Here is a 19,810-nt window from a genome sequence, read left to right on the forward strand (position 1 = left end):
TGACATTATGAAGGACGACAATCAGCAGTAAATGATCATGAAAAATCAATCAACGGCAGCATTCTTTCTACCAACAAATGGAAACTGATGAGTTTGGGCGGGAACGGTTGGAGGTGTGGCAGGCTGCTGAACAGCGGTATCTTTTTGTTGAAGGCTTGAAGTGGCAGGCTGTTCTTCTCCAAATTCAAACAGATCAACAAAGTGATCGACCATGGCACTTTGCAATGATGTAATCTGCCCTTCGATCGTTGTGAAAGCAATGTGCCCCCAATAAGCCACCCCTTTGCGCACAATCGGCTGATTGGTGCCGTGCCAATCCTGTTGCCGCATTTCCACATCCTGAATCACCTTCAGCTCGAAAGCGATGAACAGGTCAATGCAAATGAAGAGGCATATCAATAAGCAGGTAGACTTCTTTATTATCATATCATTCTTAAGTAGGCAATATTTGCAGAATTTAACACTCGCCAAAAAGAATATTCAAGGAATAATATTTCGATTTTGGTTTATTTTTTAGTTATTTCAACTACCAAACCTATTATCCCTAAAAACATCTCCTTCCATGACGTCCCGACTGTTCAAAGTGCTGTGTTTACTACTGATCAGCCAAACCGCCTTTTCGCAAGCGTATCTGCACTTCGATAATGCGTATCAAAGTCAGTACCAAATTCAAGAAAAAAAGAAAAAAAGTGGCCTTTTGGCCCTAAGCCCACCAAAAAACAGTGAAAAAATAGTAATCTACCACCGAAAATTTCAAGAAGTAACGCTTAACCCATTTGCGATCGCCACTTCAGGCCTATCTGAAAATCAAATATTTATAAAACAAGGTGAGCAAAAATTTCAACCCGCAAGTGTTGTTATGCTTGAACAGGCTACGGGCAAACAGGAACAATACGCGCATTACTACCGTCAGATTCACCGACTGAAAACCGCTGAAACCGCCAGCATTCTTCTTGGCGCAGGCCTGATCGCTTCAGGCATTTTACATACCGTTACGACCAATAATATTGAAGGGAAAACGGCGCAGTACCGGACCTCCCCGATGTTATATATGGGAGCCACGGTGGGTTTGTCTTCTTTAATTTGGCGAGCGATCCGAAAAAAGAAGATCCGTGCGCTGGTCGATGATTTCAACCAGCATGGCGCTGCACAAAGTATTTCAGGACTATAAAAAATAAGGCTGCTCCAAAAAAAATTGGAACAGCCTTATTTTTATCTATTGAATTCATGCCCGCAGGCCATTACATCTTTACATCTTCTCCCTGATTTTATCTGCAGCGGCAGCAAGCTCGGCTGCTGAAGGGTTCAGTTTTTTCCTGCTGAAATTAATATCATCCATTTTATTCAAAGGAACCAAATGAATATGGGTATGGGGCACTTCAAGACCAATCACTGCCACACCTACCCGCAGACAAGGGATACCGGCTTTCACCGCTTTGGCCACTTTCTTGGCAAATGCCTGAAGCGCCAGGTAATCCTCATCAGCCATATCGTAGATATAATCCACTTCTGCTTTCGGCACCACCAACGTGTGCCCTTCCACTAAAGGGTTAATATCCAAAAAAGCAATGTGCTTATCGTCTTCTGCTACAATCTGAGCGGGAATTTCACGCTCAATAATTTTGGTGAATATCGTGGCCATAGTCCTGATGATTTAAGTCAATTACATGGTAATTTCAAGCACTTCAAAATTCATTTTTCCTGCTGGAGCAGTTACCTCAGCAACTTCCCCAACCTTCTTACCTACCAAACCTTTACCGATAGGCGACTTGATGGAAATTTTCCCCTGCTTCAGGTTCGCCTCTTCTTCGGAAACCAAAGTATATTTCACTTCCATTCCGTTTTTCAGGTTCTTGATTTTTACCGTTGAAAGGATGGAAACTTTTGACGTATCGATATCCGACTGGCGGATCACACGTGCATTGGCTACAACATTTTCCAACTGTGCGATTTTAGCCTCAAGGTGCCCCTGAGCATCCTTAGCAGCATCATATTCTGCATTTTCACTCAAATCACCCTTGTCACGTGCTTCTGCAATTTGCTGCGCGATGTCGGCACGGCCACGTAATTTCAAGTCACGCAATTCATCTTTTAGGCGCTGAAGGCCCTCTTCGGTATAGTATGATATATTACTCATCTTTTAATTGATCCGATTTTATTAAAAAAAAGAATAACGACCCCTAAGTGAGATCGTTGCAGATCGGGAAATGTACATGCGCAAGCCAAATACCGAAAGCAAATCGGCCGATCAAGCTGCAGGCATTCCCCCTTAACGCTAACAAAGATAAACATTTTTTTAAACCGCCCAAAAGAGAAAAGCCCTTGAAGTCAATCGCCTACCCTCAATTATGACACATTTATGTTGAAATGAGAACAAAAAAGCATCCGCAAAAATCAGATTTCGCAAAAAATTAAAGTAACTTTACCAAGATGATTTTTGCGATTTTTCAATCTTAATTAATGAAGTCAACCCTCATATATCTACTGTTTTTTTTAAGCCTAACCGCCTTCAGTTCCCTTGATGCTCAACCGATATCAATGGATAGTCTGAACCAGTTGAGCTTTGACGCCAAAATCAACCTGGCCGAGAAGATGGTTCATGACGAACCGAATTTCGCCTATCGTGCGGCAGAAAGCGCCTGGCTGCAGGCGGAATCCGAAGGCAATAAAAAGCGAATGGGCAGGGCCCTTCCTTACATGAGCCTTGCTTCATTTTATCAGAATTACAAGATTGACGAGCTCAAACATTGTCAGGATGCGGCAGAGTATAATCTTGGCGCCAAAGACACCCTCGGGCTGATTATCACCAGAAAAACACAAGGATTAATTTCTCAGGGAATAGAGGACTATAGCCGAGCGAAGGGCTTTTTTGAAAACGGCCTTACGCTTGCCCAGGCAATTGGCGACCTTTATTACGAACGAGAGATGATGGGGCTGCTGTTAAGTGTTGAATCAATGCTCGGCAACCGGGAAGTTACCCTTGAATTGGCCAACAGCCTTCAGAAACTCCACACCCAAGATCCCAACGTTACTGTTGTGAAGGCACTCCCAAATCGGCTGGTGGCGAAGTCTTTTCTTGAAATTGGCAATGCCCTACTGAGAATCAATGAAGAAAACAATGCCGAAACCTACCTGAAAAAGAGTTTGCAGGTCGCGGAGGAATATAATCTTGCCAAAGGCATTTATGACAGCCAGCAAAGTCTCGGAAAAACTTTTGCAAAAAAGGGAAGCTACGGCATGGCCTTGGTGTATCTGGCAAAAGCACAAGAATACGAACGGCTGGCCAATGACAGCACCGCTTTAGCGGCCAACCTGTTACTGATGGGAGAATACAGCTTCAGGCGACAGGCAAAAAACAACTATGAGGACACCAACCTGAATAATCAGGCCATCGGTAAAATCCGTGAAGCTTTACAGATCGGCTGGGCGAAAAACCTCAAATACACCCTTCGGGATGGCTATGAGTTGCTTGCAGAAGTTTATAAGGAGCTGAAGGATTATCCCAAAGCGCAGTCGGCATTGGAGAAACAATGGGAGATCACTTTGCTGATTAATTCTGAGACGCAAAATGGACTGATTGCAGAGCTTGAATCCAAGACGAAAATCGATGAAATGAAGCTCAAAATTGCCAAGGCTGAAAAAGATCAGCGGGTGATGGAAAAGGAGAAAAACTTCCAGCTGATGATCTTCATTGGTATTTGTATCATTCTGGTGATGATCATTTCAGGGGTTTCGCTGGTGGTTATGGGGAAAAACAAGCACAGTAAAATTCTGCTCGCCCATAATAAGGAAATTGAAAGAAAAAACGCACAGCTTGAGGCGCTGAACCAAACCAAAGACAAGTTCTTTTCCATCATTTCCCACGATGTTAAAGGTCCGCTGCACAGCCTCAGGTCGTTCTCCAATATTCTGATGAATCACCCAGAGCACCTGAGCATAGATGAAATCAAGATGTTGGCCAAAGATCTCGACGGATCCCTCGAAAACCTATTGGGCTTGCTGGAAAACCTGCTAATATGGGCACGATCACAAACGGGGGCCATTCAGATAACGCCAGAGGTATTTTCCATTCAGGAGTTGGTGGATAAAAACCATCGCTTGCTTGGCAATACGGCAACCAATAAAAATATTCAGCTGAAAAAAGGGCCCACGGCTTCGGTCAGTGTTTTTGCTGACATCAAATGTATTGATACCGTGCTCCGCAACCTGATTTCCAATGCCCTGAAGTTCACTAAAAAAGAGGGTGAAATTTACACGACCATTACCGAACGGGATCATGACGTGGTGATTGCTGTGCGGGATAATGGTGTCGGTATTCCCAAATCAGTACAGTCAAAGCTGTTTATCCTCGGAGAGAAACATTCTACCATGGGGACTGGCAATGAAAAAGGCACGGGCCTTGGACTGATTCTCTGCAAGGAATTTGTGGAACAGAACAAAGGGAAAATCTGGTTCGAGAGTGTTGAGGATCAGGGCACGACTTTCAGCTTTACTTTACCCAAAGCCAAGGTCAGCGAACTTCCGACGCAGCCTGCGCAACTTCCCGAGCAAGTGGCCCATAAATAGCATTTTTATGGCTTTTACTGCAATACTTGTCGGGCAGCAGATCATTTATTCTTCCTATTTTCATTAATTTAACAACAATCATGCGCTCTATTGTTAGATGCCTCATGATCTTGAACAGGAATTAAGCTGAATAATAGTATTTTTCATACCTACCTCTTAATTTCGCTTTCTTACAATTTTCAACAATCACATCACGATTGACCCGCTTTCTATGATTGCACATTTAATCAGCCTGATGGTATTTCTGCCGCTTGTATTTGCGGTAGTATTGCTTTTCATTCCGAAATCTAAAGACCTGCTCTATCGCCCTTTGGCCCTGGCAGGCGTTGGTGTACAGTTACTGCTTTCACTGCTCATGCTTGGGAATTACCTTTCGGGTAAAGATGCCCCAATTGGTGTGAACCAGATCAGTGGTTATCAGTTCGTCGAACAGTACGACTGGATACACCTCAAGCTTGGCAGCTTGGGGCAATTGTCTGTACAGTATTTTGTTGGCATCGACGGGATCAATATCGCCATGATCCTGCTGAGTGCGCTGGTCATGTTCCTTGCTATTTATGGCAGTTGGGGCATTAAGCAGCAGACCAAAGGATATTACGCCCTGATGTTGCTGCTTTCGAGCACTATTATGGGCTGTTTTGTGGCCCTGGATTTCTTCCTCTTTTATGTATTCTTTGAATTCATGCTGTTGCCGATGTACTTTTTGATCGGTATTTGGGGAGGGCCGCGCCGAGAATATGCCGCCATCAAGTTTTTCCTTTATACCCTCTTTGGTTCAGTCCTTATTTTACTGGTCATGATTGGCCTGTACAGTTCGGTCATCGACCCACACATGACCGCTGTGGCAATGGGTTGGGCACAGGATTTTAAAAGTGTAGATTCGGCCACCCTGCTGAAAGTTCAGCAAGCGTTGAGCAATCAGCTGATTCCTTCGCAGCAAATGGTCCGAAGTTTCAACCTTGTACACATGATGGACGGGGCCAACTTCATTCCTTCGGCGATTTTCACGCTGGGAAATTCCGCAACCCTGCTCGGGCTGAGCTATCGCCTATGGGCATTTTTATTGCTTTTCATTGGCTTTGGCATTAAACTGCCGATGGTTCCTTTCCATACCTGGCTGCCTGATGCGCACGTTGAGGCTCCAACGCCTGTATCTGTGGTGCTTGCGGGTATCCTGCTGAAAATTGGTGGTTACGGTTTACTCAGAACAGCTTATTCCATTTTCCCTGATGCCGCTATTCATTGGGCCTGGCTCGTTGGTTTTATGGGGATGCTGTCGATCATATACGGTGCCATGAATGCATTGGCGCAAAAAGACCTTAAACAACTCATTGCTTATTCGTCGGTTTCACATATGGGATTTGTACTGCTTGGCCTTGCCTCAGGAACGGCTGAAGGGGTCAGTGGTGCTATTTATCAGATGTTCAGTCACGGACTGATTTCTGCCCTGCTTTTCCTAATTGCAGGTTTCATTTACGACCGTACCCACGACAGGATGATTGAAAATTACAGCGGCCTTGCCCAAAAACTACCGTACTTCACCACCTTCGTGATTATCGGTTTCTTTGCATCACTCGGCTTGCCTGCTTTTTCAGGATTTATTGCAGAGGTGTTCGTATTCCTTGGTGCATTCTCCTCTCAGGGCATCAATGGGTTAATCCCACGTTGGATGGCCATCGTTTCACTGCTTGGCTTGTTGCTTGGCGCCGCTTATTACCTGTGGACCTTACAGCGGATGTTTTTCGGTAAATACTTTGTAAGAAAAGCCGCCTGGGAAGTGCAGATGACCGACATGACCCTGAAAGAATATATCGTAATGACACCGCTGGTCGTTTGCGCATTACTATTCGGAATATTCCCTTCATTACTGTTAGACCTGATCAATGGCAGTGTTGCTGCCTGGGTGCACTTGGTGATGGGGGCTTAATGGCAGATTTATGAACGTTGACGTTTTAAATAAAATCATCGATGCCCTGCCGATGATTCTTCCGGAGTCGATTTTAGTGCTGACGATTGTTTTTTTGACGCTGCTGAGCATCAGTCCGTGGAAAAAAAACAATGGCTGGTCTATCCTCTGTTGCTGGATTGGGGGCATCGCTTATCTGCTGGCCGCATTTTATCAGCTGGGAGAATCCTTTAATATCGGTTTCTCAGGGATGATTTCACTGAATGATTTTGCTATTTATGGTAAGCTGCTCATTGGTGGTTTGTACCTGTGTGTGCTGCACCTGAGTGCCATTCACGTCACGGGGCATAACAACCAACACCACGAATACTGGATCCTGACGGTCGCCATTTTACTCGGCGGCTCTACCCTGCTGATGTCAGAGAGCTTATTGATGATCTACCTTGCGGTAGAGTTGCTTTCCTTCTCTGCCTATGGCCTGACGGCCTTCAATCAGCATAAAGAGGGCCAACAATCAGCGATTAAGTACTTGCTTTTTGGTGCTGTGGCCTCCGCCATGACCGTCTATGGGATGTCGCTGTTATATGGACTGACAGGCACACTCAGCCTTTCCAACCCGCAGTTTTGGTTACACCTTACCGATGTGCCAACACCCATTTTGGCATTTGCCGTTTTCCTGGCCACCTGTGGACTGTTATTTAAAATTACAGCAGTACCCTTGCACCCCTGGGTGGATGATGTGTACCAGCATGCACCAACACCCGTGGCGGCATTTTTCAGTACTTTGCCAAAAATTGCGGTGTTCTTTTGTCTGGTAAATCTTGTGCAGATTCTGCAACCTTTCAATGCACTGAATAGCCCTTCTTTAACCTTGCTGATTGGCATTGTGGCGATCATGTCCATGACCATCGGAAACTTGCTGGCGTTGTGGCAGAAAGATGTCAAAAGAATGCTGGCTTATTCGTCCGTTTCGCACGCAGGATTCCTGCTCGCCATTGCGGCAATTCCCAACAAAGCAGCCTGGGATGCTGGCCTGTTTTATGTTGTGGTATATGGGATCATGAATTTAGCCGCCTTTGGAATGGTACAATATTTTGAAACCCGAAAGCTTGCGGTTACTTATGCGGACTTCAATGGATTGGGAAAAAAATTACCCTTGTGGGGGATAGGGCTGGTTATCGTAATGATTTCACTGACTGGCTTGCCACCAACAGCTGGCTTCAATGCCAAATTGATGGTCTTTATTGCTTTTTGGGAGCAGTTTGAAAGGTCGGGGATGAATATCTATCTGTACCTGCTGATTGCGGGTGTGCTGAACACCGTCATTGCGCTGTTCTATTACATTAAGCTGCCCTATCACTTCTATTTCCAAAAACAACTGCCAGAAGATGATGACTATGAGGAACGACGACTGAACGTCATCACTACTCCGCTGCGCTGGTCCTACGGGATCATCACCATTATCCTCATCATACCGCTATTGGTCTTGTTTTTTGCCCCGCAAATTATCTTATAAAATAAAAAAGTCGTGATGCTCAACATCACGACTTTTCATCTTTTAGGCCCTCAGGACACCAAGCAATTAGTCTTTATACAAAGGTAATTTTTCAACAATGGCTTTCAGTCGGCGTTTACGCACCCCGATAAACACCTCAGAACCTGCTTTTGTATGGCCTTTCTTGATATAGCCCAAGCCGATCCCTTTATCAAGCATAGGAGAGATAGAACCCGAAGTTACTCGTCCGATTTCATTATCCTCAGCATCAAAAATCGTGTAGCCCTGTCTTGGAATACCCTTTTCTTCCATAATGAACCCTACCAAACGCTGACTCACCCCAGCTTCCTTCTGTGCTTTAAGTGCTTCCGCATTGGTGAAATCTTTGGTGAATTTAGTGATCCATCCCAAACCGGCTTCAAGTGGCGAAGTGGTGTCGTCAATGTCATTTCCATACAGACAAAAGCCTTTTTCCAGACGAAGGGTATCACGTGCACCTAAACCAATAGGCTTCACCCCAAGATCTTTCCCCGCTTCAAAAATGGCTTCCCAAAGTTCTTCTGCATCTTCGTTCATTACGTAAAGCTCAAAACCTCCAGCGCCCGTATAACCTGTGGCCGAAATAAGGACATCCTCCACACCACCGATGGTATCCATGGCAAAAGTATAATAGTCCATTTGGCTCAGGTCGCGCTTGGTAATGCGCTGGCAAAGCTCCAGTGCTTTTGGCCCTTGTACAGCAAACAAAGACATCCCTTCAGAGATATTCTCCATTTGTACACCTTCAGTATTGAAAGAAGAAATCCAGTTCCAGTCTTTTTCAATATTTGAGGCATTCACCACCAGCATATATTGTTCATCAGCCAGTTTATAAACCAAAAGGTCGTCAACAATACCACCATCTTTATTTGGCAAGCATGAATATTGCGCTTTGCCGTCAAAAAGCTTACTCGCATCATTAGAGGTAACGCGCTGAATAAGGTCCAGAGCCTTAGGACCACGAAGCATGAATTCCCCCATATGGGACACATCAAAAACGCCTACGCCCTCCCGCACTGCTTTGTGCTCTTCAATATCTGAAGAATATCTTACGGGCATGTTATAACCCGCAAAAGGAACCATCTTGGCATTCAGTGATTCATGCACATCGTTCAACGCTACTTTTTTCAATTCCATATAAAAAAATTGGTTTTAGTTTATCAATTTAGCTGACCTCAGCTGAGGCAAATGTAACAAACTAATTTGAGAATTAAATACTCTTGACAAGCCGATCATACATTGAATTATATATTTATTGACTTGGCTATTTTAGACAAAAAATCATGAATTTGATTGAAAAAACGAGAAATAGCATTGAAAAACATCAATTTTAAGCTAATTTTCTGTTATCGGCGAAAAATTTAAGGCCGATAGATCAAATTCTAACCTTTTATTTAAAGGATCAACCTTACCATTTACCTATCTCAATGTTGCAATCAGCGAACGATTTCCTCCTACTTATAGACAGCTACCTTGGAAGCTCCCTTTGGTTTGTCTTTGCCCTTTTATTTACTGGGTTATTTTTCACCATCTACCTCGGTTTTCCACAAATTCGGTACTTTGCACACGCCTTACGCATTTTGGGTGGGAAATATGACAAAGACACCGATGAAGGCGACACCTCCCACTTTCAGGCCTTAGCCACTGCTTTAAGCGGCACGGTGGGTACTGGGAATATTGCTGGTGTGGCATTGGCCATACACCTCGGTGGACCTGCGGCTATATTCTGGATGATCGTTACGGCCTTTTTCGGTATGACGACCAAGTTTGTGGAGGTGACCCTTTCCCATAAATACCGTGAAAAAACAGCGGATGGCACCATGGCAGGTGGTCCAATGTATTATATGAAAAACCGCCTCAGTATGCCCAAACTGGCGGCAGCATTTGCGATTTTCACCATCATTTCTTCTTTTGGAACAGGATCACTACCGCAAATCAACTCGATTTCGAATGCTGTTTTTTCTACTTTCAGCATCCCCCACTGGATTACTGGGGCAATTTTGGCTGTCGTGCTTGCGGCGGTAATTATTGGTGGTATTAAAAGAATTGCCGCAGTAACCTCTAAACTGGTTCCTGCAATGGCTTTCATTTACATCATCGGGGCGTTCGCGGTAATCATCTACAATTACGAAAACATTATTCCGTCGCTCAATCAAATTGTTGCTAACGTATTCACCGGTTCAGCGGCCACTGGTGGCTTTTTGGGGGCTACCCTATCATTTGCCTTCACCAAAGGCGTCGGTCGTGGTTTATTCTCCAATGAGGCAGGACAAGGTTCCGCCCCAATTGCCCACGCTTCGGCAAAAGCACATGAACCTGTATCCGAAGGAATGGTCGCCATTCTTGAGCCTTTCATTGACACCATCGTAATTTGTTCAATTACAGGATTGGTTTTATTGTCTTCAGGTGTCTGGAAAGAGAAACATCAAAATGTATTTCAGGCTACCGACCTTGTGGTTTTGCAAGATTATTTTGAAGAAAGCAATCCTGCCGACAAAGAGCGTGTGGAACAGTATTTAACATCAACGACAACGCTACCTCATTATTCAGGCACATTGCAAGTGGTTGATGGCCGTATTCAAGATCGGGTAACGATTCTCCATAACCGATCATGGGCCGAAAACATCCTCCTTACCAAAACCGTTAAAGGCACGGTCACCAATTACAATGGTCAGATCAGCGTAGAACACGGCAATTGGCTCAACAAAAACAACCTCACCATGTCGGGGGCTTCCCTTGTGCACTCAGCGCCATTAACCGCATTGGCCTTTTCGAGAAGTTACTTTGGGGAGTACGGCAAGTATATCGTTACCATTGGTCTGTTGCTTTTTGCATTCTCTACCGCCATTTCCTGGTCTTACTATGGAGACCGCGCAGTTACTTTTCTTTGGGGTCCCAAAGCCGTTATTGGCTTCCGGGTGGTTTATGTTATTTCTTTCTTTGTAGCTTCCTTCACCGACACCACCATCATCTGGACTTTCGCCGGCATTTCTATTGCGCTGATGACACTCCCGAACCTTTTCGGAATCCTGGTGCTCCACCGTGAAATGAAAAGTACCATTAAGGATTACTGGGAGGATTTCGATTCAGAGGTAAAAAATAAAGTTACTGTTGAACAGTAAAAACCCGCTTTGAACTGATATTATCGCCAAGCGTAAAAGAGAATATGTTAATATTCAAATTATAACTTATATTTTCGTAATTTAACACCACGCTATTTCGATAATCATCATGAATAAACTTCAAGCACAGCTTACCCTCTTATTTTTGCTTTTGCCTGCCGTGGTATTTGCGCAGGTTGATGGCCGGCAATATTTTCGTCTGGCAAAGGCAAAGTATGATCAAAAAGATTACAGCCAGGCTTTGGAGTATATTAACCAGTCGGTAGAAGCCGACAGCAGCTTTCTTAACGCTTTTCTGCTCAGGGCACAAATCTATGAAGCCCAGAGGAAGTACGCCAAGGGTATCAAGGATTACACTTTCATCATTGACCAAATTGGTAACAACAGCTCACAGAGTTTCAGTTATCTGTTTGAGCGCGCCATACTGAGCAGAAAACGTAAAGATTTTAAAACAGCACTGAAAGACATCGACCAGGCGATAATGCTGAACCCCACTTATGCGAAAGCACATGCGGAAAAAGCCTATATCCTCTTTATGGAGCGAAAACCAAAAATAGAAGCCCTCCAGGTGTTGGACGATGCCATTGAGCTCGATCCCAACAACCCTGACTTTTATCAAAAAAGGGCGTATTTTAATGCCACGACCTTGGACCTCCGCCTCGGCGAGCCCGATCTTTCTGCCGCTATTGTGGACATCAACAAAGCGATTGAACTTTCTCCCCGCAACAACGAACTTTACGCCTTCCGAAGGAAATTATACCAGCAGTCCAATCAGGACGATTTAGCGATTCAGGACCTTACCCGCTCCATCAGTTGGGGGGATTATGATGAAACCCAGCTTTTCGACCGTGGCAAGCTGTTCATGAAAAGCGGCAAGGCTGATTTGGCCATCAAGGATTTTAATGCGGCCATCAAAAAAAATGACCAAAAAGGACAGTTCTACCGTTACCTTGGCCTGGCCCTGCACAATCAGGCAAAATATCAGGAAGCCATCGATATGTTTACCTCGGCAATCAACCGTTTCGAGGGGCAAATAGACACCGTTGACCGGCAAAATAATCACGACCTGTATTACCGCCTTACACAGTTATATGCCCAGGCTTACATCGAGCGAGGCATGTCGCGTATTCAACTGAATCACAACAATGAAGCATGCTTCGATTTCCGCCAGGCATTGAAGTACAATGAAAAAATCGCCAACAGATACCTAAATCAGTACTGCGAACCGTAATTTTGCTGCGACCTTAAAATAGCGAATAATTTTTTATGGTTCATATTTTTCATAATTTGCGCTCCGTTTTAACATTCTACTCCAACGAGTATTTTTAATGAAAAATTATTTAAGAGTATTAGGTTTCGCAAGACCCGTAGGAATGAAGGTACCCGCTTATGTGGTATTCACTATTTTCCAGACGATCTTTAGCTTAATCAATTTTACATTATTGATCCCGGTGCTGAATTTGCTTTTCGACCCTAAAAATGCGGCGGCAAACCCAGTAACGGCTTTACCTTCCTTTGCTTTTACAAAAGATTATTTCCTTGATCTTTTCAATTATTATTTCACCCACTTCATTCAGGTTTATGGCCCTGCGGGTGCATTAAAGTATGTTTGTGCGGTACTGATCGTTTCGAACTTACTGGCCAACCTGTTCCGATATTTAGGCGCACTGATATTGATCTCCATGCGTTCACAGGTGATTTACAACTTGAGACATTCGCTTTTCAAGAAAATCAACCAGCTTCATTTAGGCTTTTTCACCCATCACCCTAAAGGGGATTTGATCACCAGAATTACCTCGGATGTTACGGAAGTGGAAGCCTCGGTAGTCAATACCATGACGGTGGTTTTTAAAGAACCCATCCTGATCATCAGCTACTTCTTCTTGCTTTTCAGCATGTCGTCCAAGCTTACCCTGACGGCTTTGTTGGTACTGCCAGTTTCTGGGGGAATCATTGCCAGCCTGGCCAAGAAACTTAAAAGTGTTTCGCAGGATCACGCCATCTCTTTTGCCTCTATCATGAGCCAGCTGGATGAATCCCTTGGAGGGATCCGAATCATCAAAGCATTTGGTGCTGAAGGCTTTATTGGCAAACGATTTGACACAGAGTTGAACCGATTCAGAAAATTGACCATTACCTATGCCTCCCGCAGCGAAGGCGCCAGTCCACTCTCAGAATTCCTCGGTGTTTTCGTGGTCATAGGCTTGTTGTACATTGGCAGCTCGATGATCCTGAAGGACGAACCAGAAATTTCCGGATCGGTATTCATCTCATTCATGATTATCTTTTCACAGGTACTTACTCCTGCCAAAAATATTTCAAAATCTTTCTCCAACATCCATAGGGGATTGGTTTCCGCCAACAGGATTTTCACTTTACTGGACACTGACCCAGCCATTAAAAACACGCCTCAAGCCATTGAGAAAGGGAAGTTTAATGACAAAATCAGCTTTAACAATGTCCACTTCAGTTATGATGACTCGGAAGAAGAAGTTATAAAAGGGGTCTCTTTTGACATTAAAAAAGGGCAAACCGTTGCATTGGTGGGACCTTCCGGAGGAGGAAAATCTACCCTGGCCGATTTACTGCCACGCTTCTTCGATATTCAGAAAGGAAGTATCACCATTGATGGGCAGGACATCTCTAAGCTGACGATCGAAAGCCTGAGAGAAGAAATGGGAATTGTATCGCAAGAGTCGGTGCTCTTTAATGATACCATCCATAATAATATTGCATTCGGTATTCCAAACACCTCGAGGGAACAAGTGATGGAGGCGGCAAAAATTGCCAATGCTCACCAGTTTGTTTCTGAAATGGAAGATGGCTACGACACCATTATCGGTGAACGCGGGTCAAAACTTTCCGGTGGCCAGCGCCAGCGCATCAGTATTGCACGCGCCGTTTTGAAAAATCCGGAAATCCTGATCCTTGATGAAGCAACAAGTGCGCTGGATACAGAATCTGAAAAACTGGTACAGGATGCGCTGAATAAGCTGATGAACAATAGAACGGCCTTTGTTATTGCCCACCGACTGAGTACCATTCAGCATGCACATCAAATTTTGGTGGTGCAACATGGTACCATTGTCGAGCGAGGGACACATACTGAACTATTGGAACGCGACGGGCTCTATAAAAAACTGCAAGACTTGCAGGCGACCTAAAATATTTGTGTAATACTCACAAAAATGATGTATAATAGGCGAATATTTTATATTTTTCGTATGAAGTAAGGAATTGGCTGCTTTGCCAAATCAATTCTTACCCATATAAGTTATCTTACCTATAGATTTAGCACCTTAGTATCACGATGAAAGGTTTTGCCCGAATAATACATATACTTTTTTTCCTAATCATGTTGGTCATGTTCTTTTTTGGACTGCGCGCCGCAGACTATGCCCTGCATTTTCTGGAATACTTTGATTATATATGGATAGGGATGACCTTCGTCTTTGTCATTTACCTGCTGGCCGCTGGGGCGACCATCAGTGCGTTTTTCCGCAAGAACAAAGAAATTAAGGCCCTGAAAAAGGAAAATACTTCACTGAAAGCTAAGATGTTTGATCTGCATGAAGAGAATAAGGAGCAAACTGAGCAATTAAAGCTCAAGAGGGAAAACCCGCCTGCTCCTCCTCTTGAGGAATAAAAGACAAACTTAGCCCAACCCTGCATGCTCGCAACAACCTATGGCAGCGCTGTATATGGAGTAGATGCCCAAATTATTACGATTGAAACAAGCGTCGGTGACGGCGCGAAATTCTTTATTGTAGGACTTCCTGACATTGCCGTTAAGGAAAGCCAGCAACGGGTAGAGGCCGCCCTGAAATACAATGGCTTCTTTATGCCACGAAACAACGTGGTGGTCAATATGGCACCCGCAGACTTGAAAAAAGAAGGTGCCGCCTATGACCTCCCCATCGCCCTGACCATCCTTAATGCCTCGGGGCAGCTCAATGCATCCATTGCTGATTACCTGATCATGGGCGAACTGTCGCTCGATGGAAAGGTACGCCCCATAAAAGGTGCCCTACCAATGGCTGTGGCAGCTCGGCAAGCAGGATTCAAAGGATTTATTCTCCCAAAATGTAACGCCAACGAAGCTGGAATTGTCAATCAGCTTGAGGTGATTGGCGTGGACCATATCAGTGAGGCCGTTCATCATCTATCAGGCAAAAAAATCATCCCCCCGACGATCATAGAAACCCGTGAAGTATTCTACAATGAAAACACGGCTTTCTCGGTAGATTTTGAAGAAGTTCAAGGCCAGGAAAATGTAAAAAGGGCACTGGAAATTTCTGCCGCTGGCGGACACAATTTAATCATGATTGGCCCTCCGGGAGCAGGAAAAACCATGCTTGCCAAACGTTTACCGACCATCCTCCCGCCATTGAACCTCTCTGAAGCACTGGAAACCACCAAAATCCACTCCGTAGCGGGAAAACTCAAAACTGATTCAAGGCTCATTGCTCAACGACCATACCGTGCGCCGCACCACTCTATTTCAGATACCGCATTGGTGGGCGGTGGTACCATCCCGCAGCCTGGGGAGATTTCCCTGGCTCACAATGGCATTTTATTTCTTGATGAACTGCCAGAATTCAAAAGGACAGCGCTTGAAGTCATGCGCCAGCCGTTGGAGGATCGAACGGTTAATATTTCAAGGGCAAAGCTTAGCGTAAGTTTCCCTGCAAATTTCATGTTGATTTCTTCCATGAACCCATGCCCCTGCGGGTATTTTAATCACCCAGAGAAAGAATGTGTCTGCAATCCTACGCAAAGATCAAGGTATCTGGCCAAAATCTCTGGTCCCCTACTCGACCGCATCGATTTACATGTAGAAGTTACTCCCGTAAATTTTGATCAATTGACCTCCAAGCGGAAAACGGAAAAAAGTGAGCACATCAGGGAAAGGGTGTTGAAATCAAGGACAATACAGAGCCTGCGTTTTGAGAACATTGAGCATGTACACTGCAATGCCATGATGTCATCAAATATGGTTCGGAAATATTGTGAAATCGATGATCAGGGAAAAGCCTTACTCAAAAATGCGATGCAAAAACTCGGTCTTTCTGGTCGGGCATTTGACCGGATCCTGAAGGTGGCACGAACGATTGCGGACCTTTCTGCCAGCGAAAAAATAGCCGTCAATCACCTTGCTGAAGCCATACAATACCGTAGCCTCGACCGCAGTATGTGGACTTCATAAGCACTCTTCAGGCTATTGCGGCAAAGCTGTTCACCGATGATTCCATGCTTATATCCATAATAATATAAGTATATCCGACAAGCCTTCATCGCAATCAACTGGAGTAATATATAGCCGTTTTTTATCACAATTAGGTGATAAAAAACACAACATGCGACAACTCTATTCTACATTAATATTAATTCTTTTCATTTTTCCCACTTTTGCCATTGCGCAAGAAGGTGTAATATTGAATGGAATTATCTATGATGCACAGACCAACACCCCTGTGCCCTTTGCACATATTATTGTAGATGAACAGCGGAATGTGATTACCTCAGATGCCGTTGGTGCTTACAACTTTACGGGTCAGCTGAATCAGCTTGTTACCATTCAAAGTATTGGCTACAGTTCAAAGACCCTCCGCCTGGAACAAAATCACCAGATATACCTTGAGCCACAGACGACCCAACTACAAGAGGTGGTGATTACCGCTCAAGAGCAGGAGATCAGTCGGCTAAATCGGCCAAGCAAAGAAATTACGATTGCAGAACTTCAGGAGCTTCCTCAGTTTATGGGAGAGGTGGACATCATTAAACATGTACAAATGCAATCGGGTGTTTCGCAGGTAAGTGAAGGCTCTTCAAGCTTCTTTGTACGGGGCGGAAGTTCCGATCAGAATTTGATTCTTCTCGATGGCGTACCCGTCTATGAGGTTTCTCACCTTTTTGGTATCATTTCGGTGTTCAATCCCGACATTCTGGCCTCTTCAGATCTTTACAATGGTGGTATTCCTGCACAGTTCGGCAGCCGTTTGTCATCGGTGCTTGACGCCAAAACCACTCGACCGGATTTAGAGCGTTTCACGATGAAAGGCGGGATTGGCGTTTTGGCTTCCCGACTCAATGTATCTACACCCATCGTTAAGGAAAAACTGGCCATCAGCATGAGTGCAAGACGTTCCTATATTGACTTGTTCCAGAAAAAATTAGGGCCTCCGGAAGCGCAAAAGAACTTTATTCATTTCTCAGACCTTTACGGGCAAATCCTCTATCAGCCTACAGATAAAGACAAGATTCACTTCTCCGCCTATTATGGGCAGGATCAGTTTACCTCTCAAGAAAATTTCGCCTTTTCATGGGGAAATCAATTGATGCAAATCAGCTGGGAGCATTATTTCAACAGTGGCATATTCTTACGTTCAGGGATCAACCATAGCCGTTTTGGTTTTCAAATGGATAATCCTTCAGACCCTCAACTCGCTTTCCTTTGGGAAAATGAAGTTTCAAAAACGCAATTGTTTACAGAATTGAATTGGGAGTTTTCTAAAAGCAGTTTACAGGTCGGCTTACAGGCCAATTACAGCCATTATAAACCCGGTGAAGTCAGCCCTATTTCGACCTTCAGCCAGTTTTTGGAGTTCAACCTGCCACAGTATCACAACACGGAATATTCACCATATATTCAGCAGCAGTTTCAGTGGAACAACGTGCAGCTCGCCATGGGCGTTAGAGCCTCCATTTTCCAGCACATTGGTCCCTGGGAAGATCCAAAAAGCAATCAGTCTACCGCAATTAAAGACTTGGTGCCAGTTCATAACTACTATCATCTTTCGCCACGGGTAAATTTACATTATCAGCCTGCCAATGAACTGGATTTGTTTTTTACTTATCAAAAAATGTATCAACCAGTACACCAGATCACCAACGGAACCATCCCATTGCCTTTCAATACCTGGATTCCAAGCTTTAAAGACCTTGCCCCTCAAACAGCAACACAGATTACCATTGGCGCAACACAGAAAATCAGCCAAGGCTATGAATTAAAAGTCGAAAGCTTTTTTAAGCTGATGAGGAATGTCAGTGAATTTTCCGACAACGCACAGACGATTGGAAATCCAGAATTGATTTATGATGTCAGACAAGGTAATGGATACGGCAGAGGCATAGAAGCAAGTTTGTCAAAAACCAGCGGAAAGCTAAAGGGGCAAATTAACTACACTTACTCTCGAAGCAGCAGAACAATCGAGGGGGTAAACCAGGGAAAACAATATCGGACTTCTTTCGACAGACCGCATATTTTAAACCTGTGGATGAGCTATAAATTTAACCCACAGTGGAGTGTCGGCGCTACTTTTCAGTATGCCTCGGGGCGTCCAACGACCCTGCCATCAGGGAAATACAAATTCAGAGGTTACAGCCTGAATTTCTTCCCGCAAAGGAACAACTACACGATGCCAGACTTTCATCGTCTGGATCTTTCGGCCACCTATCGACCAAAATCCAACGATAAACACCGATTCAAAAGTTCTTTCAGTTTATCGATTTACAATACCTATAATCGCAAAAATCTCTTTACCATTTTTGCTTCCCAGGACAGAAGCGGCCAACCAGTATTCAAGCAAATTTATTTGTTCCCTGTAATGCCTACTTTAACCTATAATTTTGAATTCTAATGAGATACTTATACCTGATCATTTTACCCGCTTTGTTAACCCTGTTTTCCTGTGAAGAAATTATTGATATCGATATTCCTCTGGAACAAAATGTACCCATTATTGAAGGTTTGATTTCTACACAGGAGAATGAATCCTACTTTAAACTGAAGTATGCCTACAACTTTTACGAGGATGAAGACAGTGTGCCATTCATTAAAGATGCGCAGATTGTTGTAAAAGAGGTGCATCAGGGGCGTATTCAAGAATACCCATTTGTTTGGGACGAGGATTTGGAGCGTTATATTATCGATTACGAGGGGACGTTTACAGGTAAAGTGGGTGCGGAATACCAAATGTATATTCTGTGGCAGGGAAAGGAATATATCGCACGGGATAAAATGCCTACCAATGATGTAAAAGTAACCCTGAGAACGGAGGTGAACCAGCACCGCCTGAATGCCCTAATCAATTTTCAGGGTAGTGGCTTTGGCGATGGCCGTATATTTGATTTGTTTGTAAATTTCAATGAGCCAGCAGATGAACGAAATTACTATCAGATTCACTTCCCGACAAGTGCCAATGGAGTAAAAACATCTATCATCTATTTATATGACGATCAGCTTTTCTCTTCTTCCCTAAAGGATTTTCAGGCGCCACAGACCTACACGCCGAATTCCAGGGCAACTATTGATGTATATTCCTATTCAGAAGAAACCTTTGCTTTTTTCAAGGATGTACAGGGAGGGATCAACAATCCTGGAGGGCTATTTTCAGCCATCCCCTCCAATCCACAAACCAATATTCAGTCTAACAGCGAAACCCTTGGCTATTTTTTGGTGGCCAATGTTGTTTCTGAAAGCATTGTTGCGGAAGCCGACTCCGTGACACTCGAATTATATAATCAGGCGATTGAAGGCTACGAGGCACCATAAAGTAAGTCAGATAGATAATTCGGTGGCCAAAAAAGGAAAGTATCACATCCCAATATGAGGTTCGTATTTGAATCTGATAAACTTTCTTTTAGTTTTGTCTTATACTACACTGTAGACAAAACATCAAT

15 protein-coding genes are annotated in these 19,810 nt (G+C 44.1%); 11 read left to right on the forward strand and 4 right to left on the reverse strand.

Annotated elements, in window-relative coordinates; genetic code table 11:
• Positions 1 to 45 precede the first annotated feature (45 nt).
• A complete protein-coding gene (locus AABK40_RS09765; RefSeq protein ID WP_332918855.1) occupies positions 46 to 426 on the reverse strand; it encodes a hypothetical protein in 381 nt (126 codons plus the stop codon).
• 136 nt (positions 427 to 562) lie between these two features.
• Here AABK40_RS09765 and AABK40_RS09770 point away from each other — a divergent pair, with 136 nt between their 5' ends.
• Positions 563 to 1,171 carry a hypothetical protein gene (locus AABK40_RS09770; protein WP_338396929.1) on the forward strand — a complete coding sequence of 203 codons (609 nt, stop codon included), beginning with the start codon at positions 563 to 565 and terminating at the stop codon, positions 1,169 to 1,171.
• A 78-nt stretch (positions 1,172 to 1,249) separates the two neighbouring features.
• On the opposite strand, the gene AABK40_RS09775 is transcribed toward AABK40_RS09770, so the two are convergent.
• A complete protein-coding gene (locus AABK40_RS09775) occupies positions 1,250 to 1,642 on the reverse strand; it encodes an HIT family protein (RefSeq protein ID WP_332918853.1) in 393 nt (130 codons plus the stop codon).
• 21 nt (positions 1,643 to 1,663) lie between these two features.
• Entirely contained in the window at positions 1,664 to 2,137 is a 474-nt protein-coding gene (gene greA / locus AABK40_RS09780) for a transcription elongation factor GreA (RefSeq protein WP_332918852.1), read from the reverse strand.
• 401 nt (positions 2,138 to 2,538) lie between these two features.
• Between greA and AABK40_RS09785 the strand changes: the two genes are divergently transcribed.
• From AABK40_RS09785 to AABK40_RS09795, 3 genes are all read left to right on the forward strand, one after another.
• Positions 2,539 to 4,566 (forward strand): tetratricopeptide repeat-containing sensor histidine kinase, encoded by a 2,028-nt coding sequence (locus AABK40_RS09785; protein ID WP_338396930.1) that lies wholly within the window; start codon positions 2,539 to 2,541, stop codon positions 4,564 to 4,566.
• Between the two features lie 211 nt (positions 4,567 to 4,777).
• The gene (locus AABK40_RS09790) at positions 4,778 to 6,493 is read left to right on the forward strand and encodes a complex I subunit 4 family protein (RefSeq protein WP_338396931.1); all 1,716 of its coding nucleotides are present in this window, start codon (positions 4,778 to 4,780) and stop codon (positions 6,491 to 6,493) included.
• A gap of 10 nt (positions 6,494 to 6,503) precedes the next feature.
• The gene (locus AABK40_RS09795) at positions 6,504 to 7,988 is read left to right on the forward strand and encodes an NADH-quinone oxidoreductase subunit N (RefSeq protein ID WP_332918849.1); all 1,485 of its coding nucleotides are present in this window, start codon (positions 6,504 to 6,506) and stop codon (positions 7,986 to 7,988) included.
• 66 nt (positions 7,989 to 8,054) lie between these two features.
• Here AABK40_RS09795 and gcvT read toward each other — a convergent pair whose 3' ends face one another.
• On the reverse strand, positions 8,055 to 9,143 hold the full coding sequence (gene gcvT / locus AABK40_RS09800; RefSeq protein WP_338396932.1) for a glycine cleavage system aminomethyltransferase GcvT: 1,089 nt from the start codon (positions 9,141 to 9,143) through the stop codon (positions 8,055 to 8,057).
• Between the two features lie 290 nt (positions 9,144 to 9,433).
• On the opposite strand from gcvT, the gene AABK40_RS09805 reads away from it, so the two are divergent.
• From AABK40_RS09805 to AABK40_RS09835, 7 genes are all read left to right on the forward strand, one after another.
• Positions 9,434 to 11,128: an alanine/glycine:cation symporter family protein gene (locus tag AABK40_RS09805; protein WP_338396933.1), complete on the forward strand. Its 1,695-nt coding sequence runs from the start codon at positions 9,434 to 9,436 to the stop codon at positions 11,126 to 11,128.
• Between the two features lie 109 nt (positions 11,129 to 11,237).
• Positions 11,238 to 12,359, forward strand: a complete 1,122-nt coding sequence (locus tag AABK40_RS09810; RefSeq protein ID WP_332918846.1) for a tetratricopeptide repeat protein — start codon at positions 11,238 to 11,240, stop codon at positions 12,357 to 12,359.
• Positions 12,360 to 12,456: 97 nt separating this feature from the next.
• Complete coding sequence (locus AABK40_RS09815) at positions 12,457 to 14,292, forward strand: ABC transporter ATP-binding protein (protein ID WP_332918845.1); 1,836 nt, start codon at positions 12,457 to 12,459, stop codon at positions 14,290 to 14,292.
• Positions 14,293 to 14,492: 200 nt separating this feature from the next.
• Positions 14,493 to 14,774 (forward strand): MreC domain-containing protein, encoded by a 282-nt coding sequence (locus AABK40_RS09820; protein ID WP_332918844.1) that lies wholly within the window; start codon positions 14,493 to 14,495, stop codon positions 14,772 to 14,774.
• A gap of 24 nt (positions 14,775 to 14,798) precedes the next feature.
• On the forward strand, positions 14,799 to 16,334 hold the full coding sequence (locus AABK40_RS09825) for a YifB family Mg chelatase-like AAA ATPase (protein ID WP_332918843.1): 1,536 nt from the start codon (positions 14,799 to 14,801) through the stop codon (positions 16,332 to 16,334).
• Positions 16,335 to 16,485: 151 nt separating this feature from the next.
• Positions 16,486 to 18,768, forward strand: a complete 2,283-nt coding sequence (locus AABK40_RS09830; protein ID WP_338396934.1) for a TonB-dependent receptor — start codon at positions 16,486 to 16,488, stop codon at positions 18,766 to 18,768.
• The gene (locus tag AABK40_RS09835; RefSeq protein ID WP_338396935.1) at positions 18,768 to 19,682 is read left to right on the forward strand and encodes a DUF4249 family protein; all 915 of its coding nucleotides are present in this window, start codon (positions 18,768 to 18,770) and stop codon (positions 19,680 to 19,682) included. Before AABK40_RS09830 ends, AABK40_RS09835 begins: the two co-directional genes overlap by 1 nt.
• Positions 19,683 to 19,810: the final 128 nt, after the last annotated feature.

Origin of the sequence: Persicobacter psychrovividus (genome assembly GCF_036492425.1) — a bacterium.
Taxonomy (GTDB): Bacteria; Bacteroidota; Bacteroidia; order Cytophagales; family Cyclobacteriaceae; genus Persicobacter; species Persicobacter psychrovividus.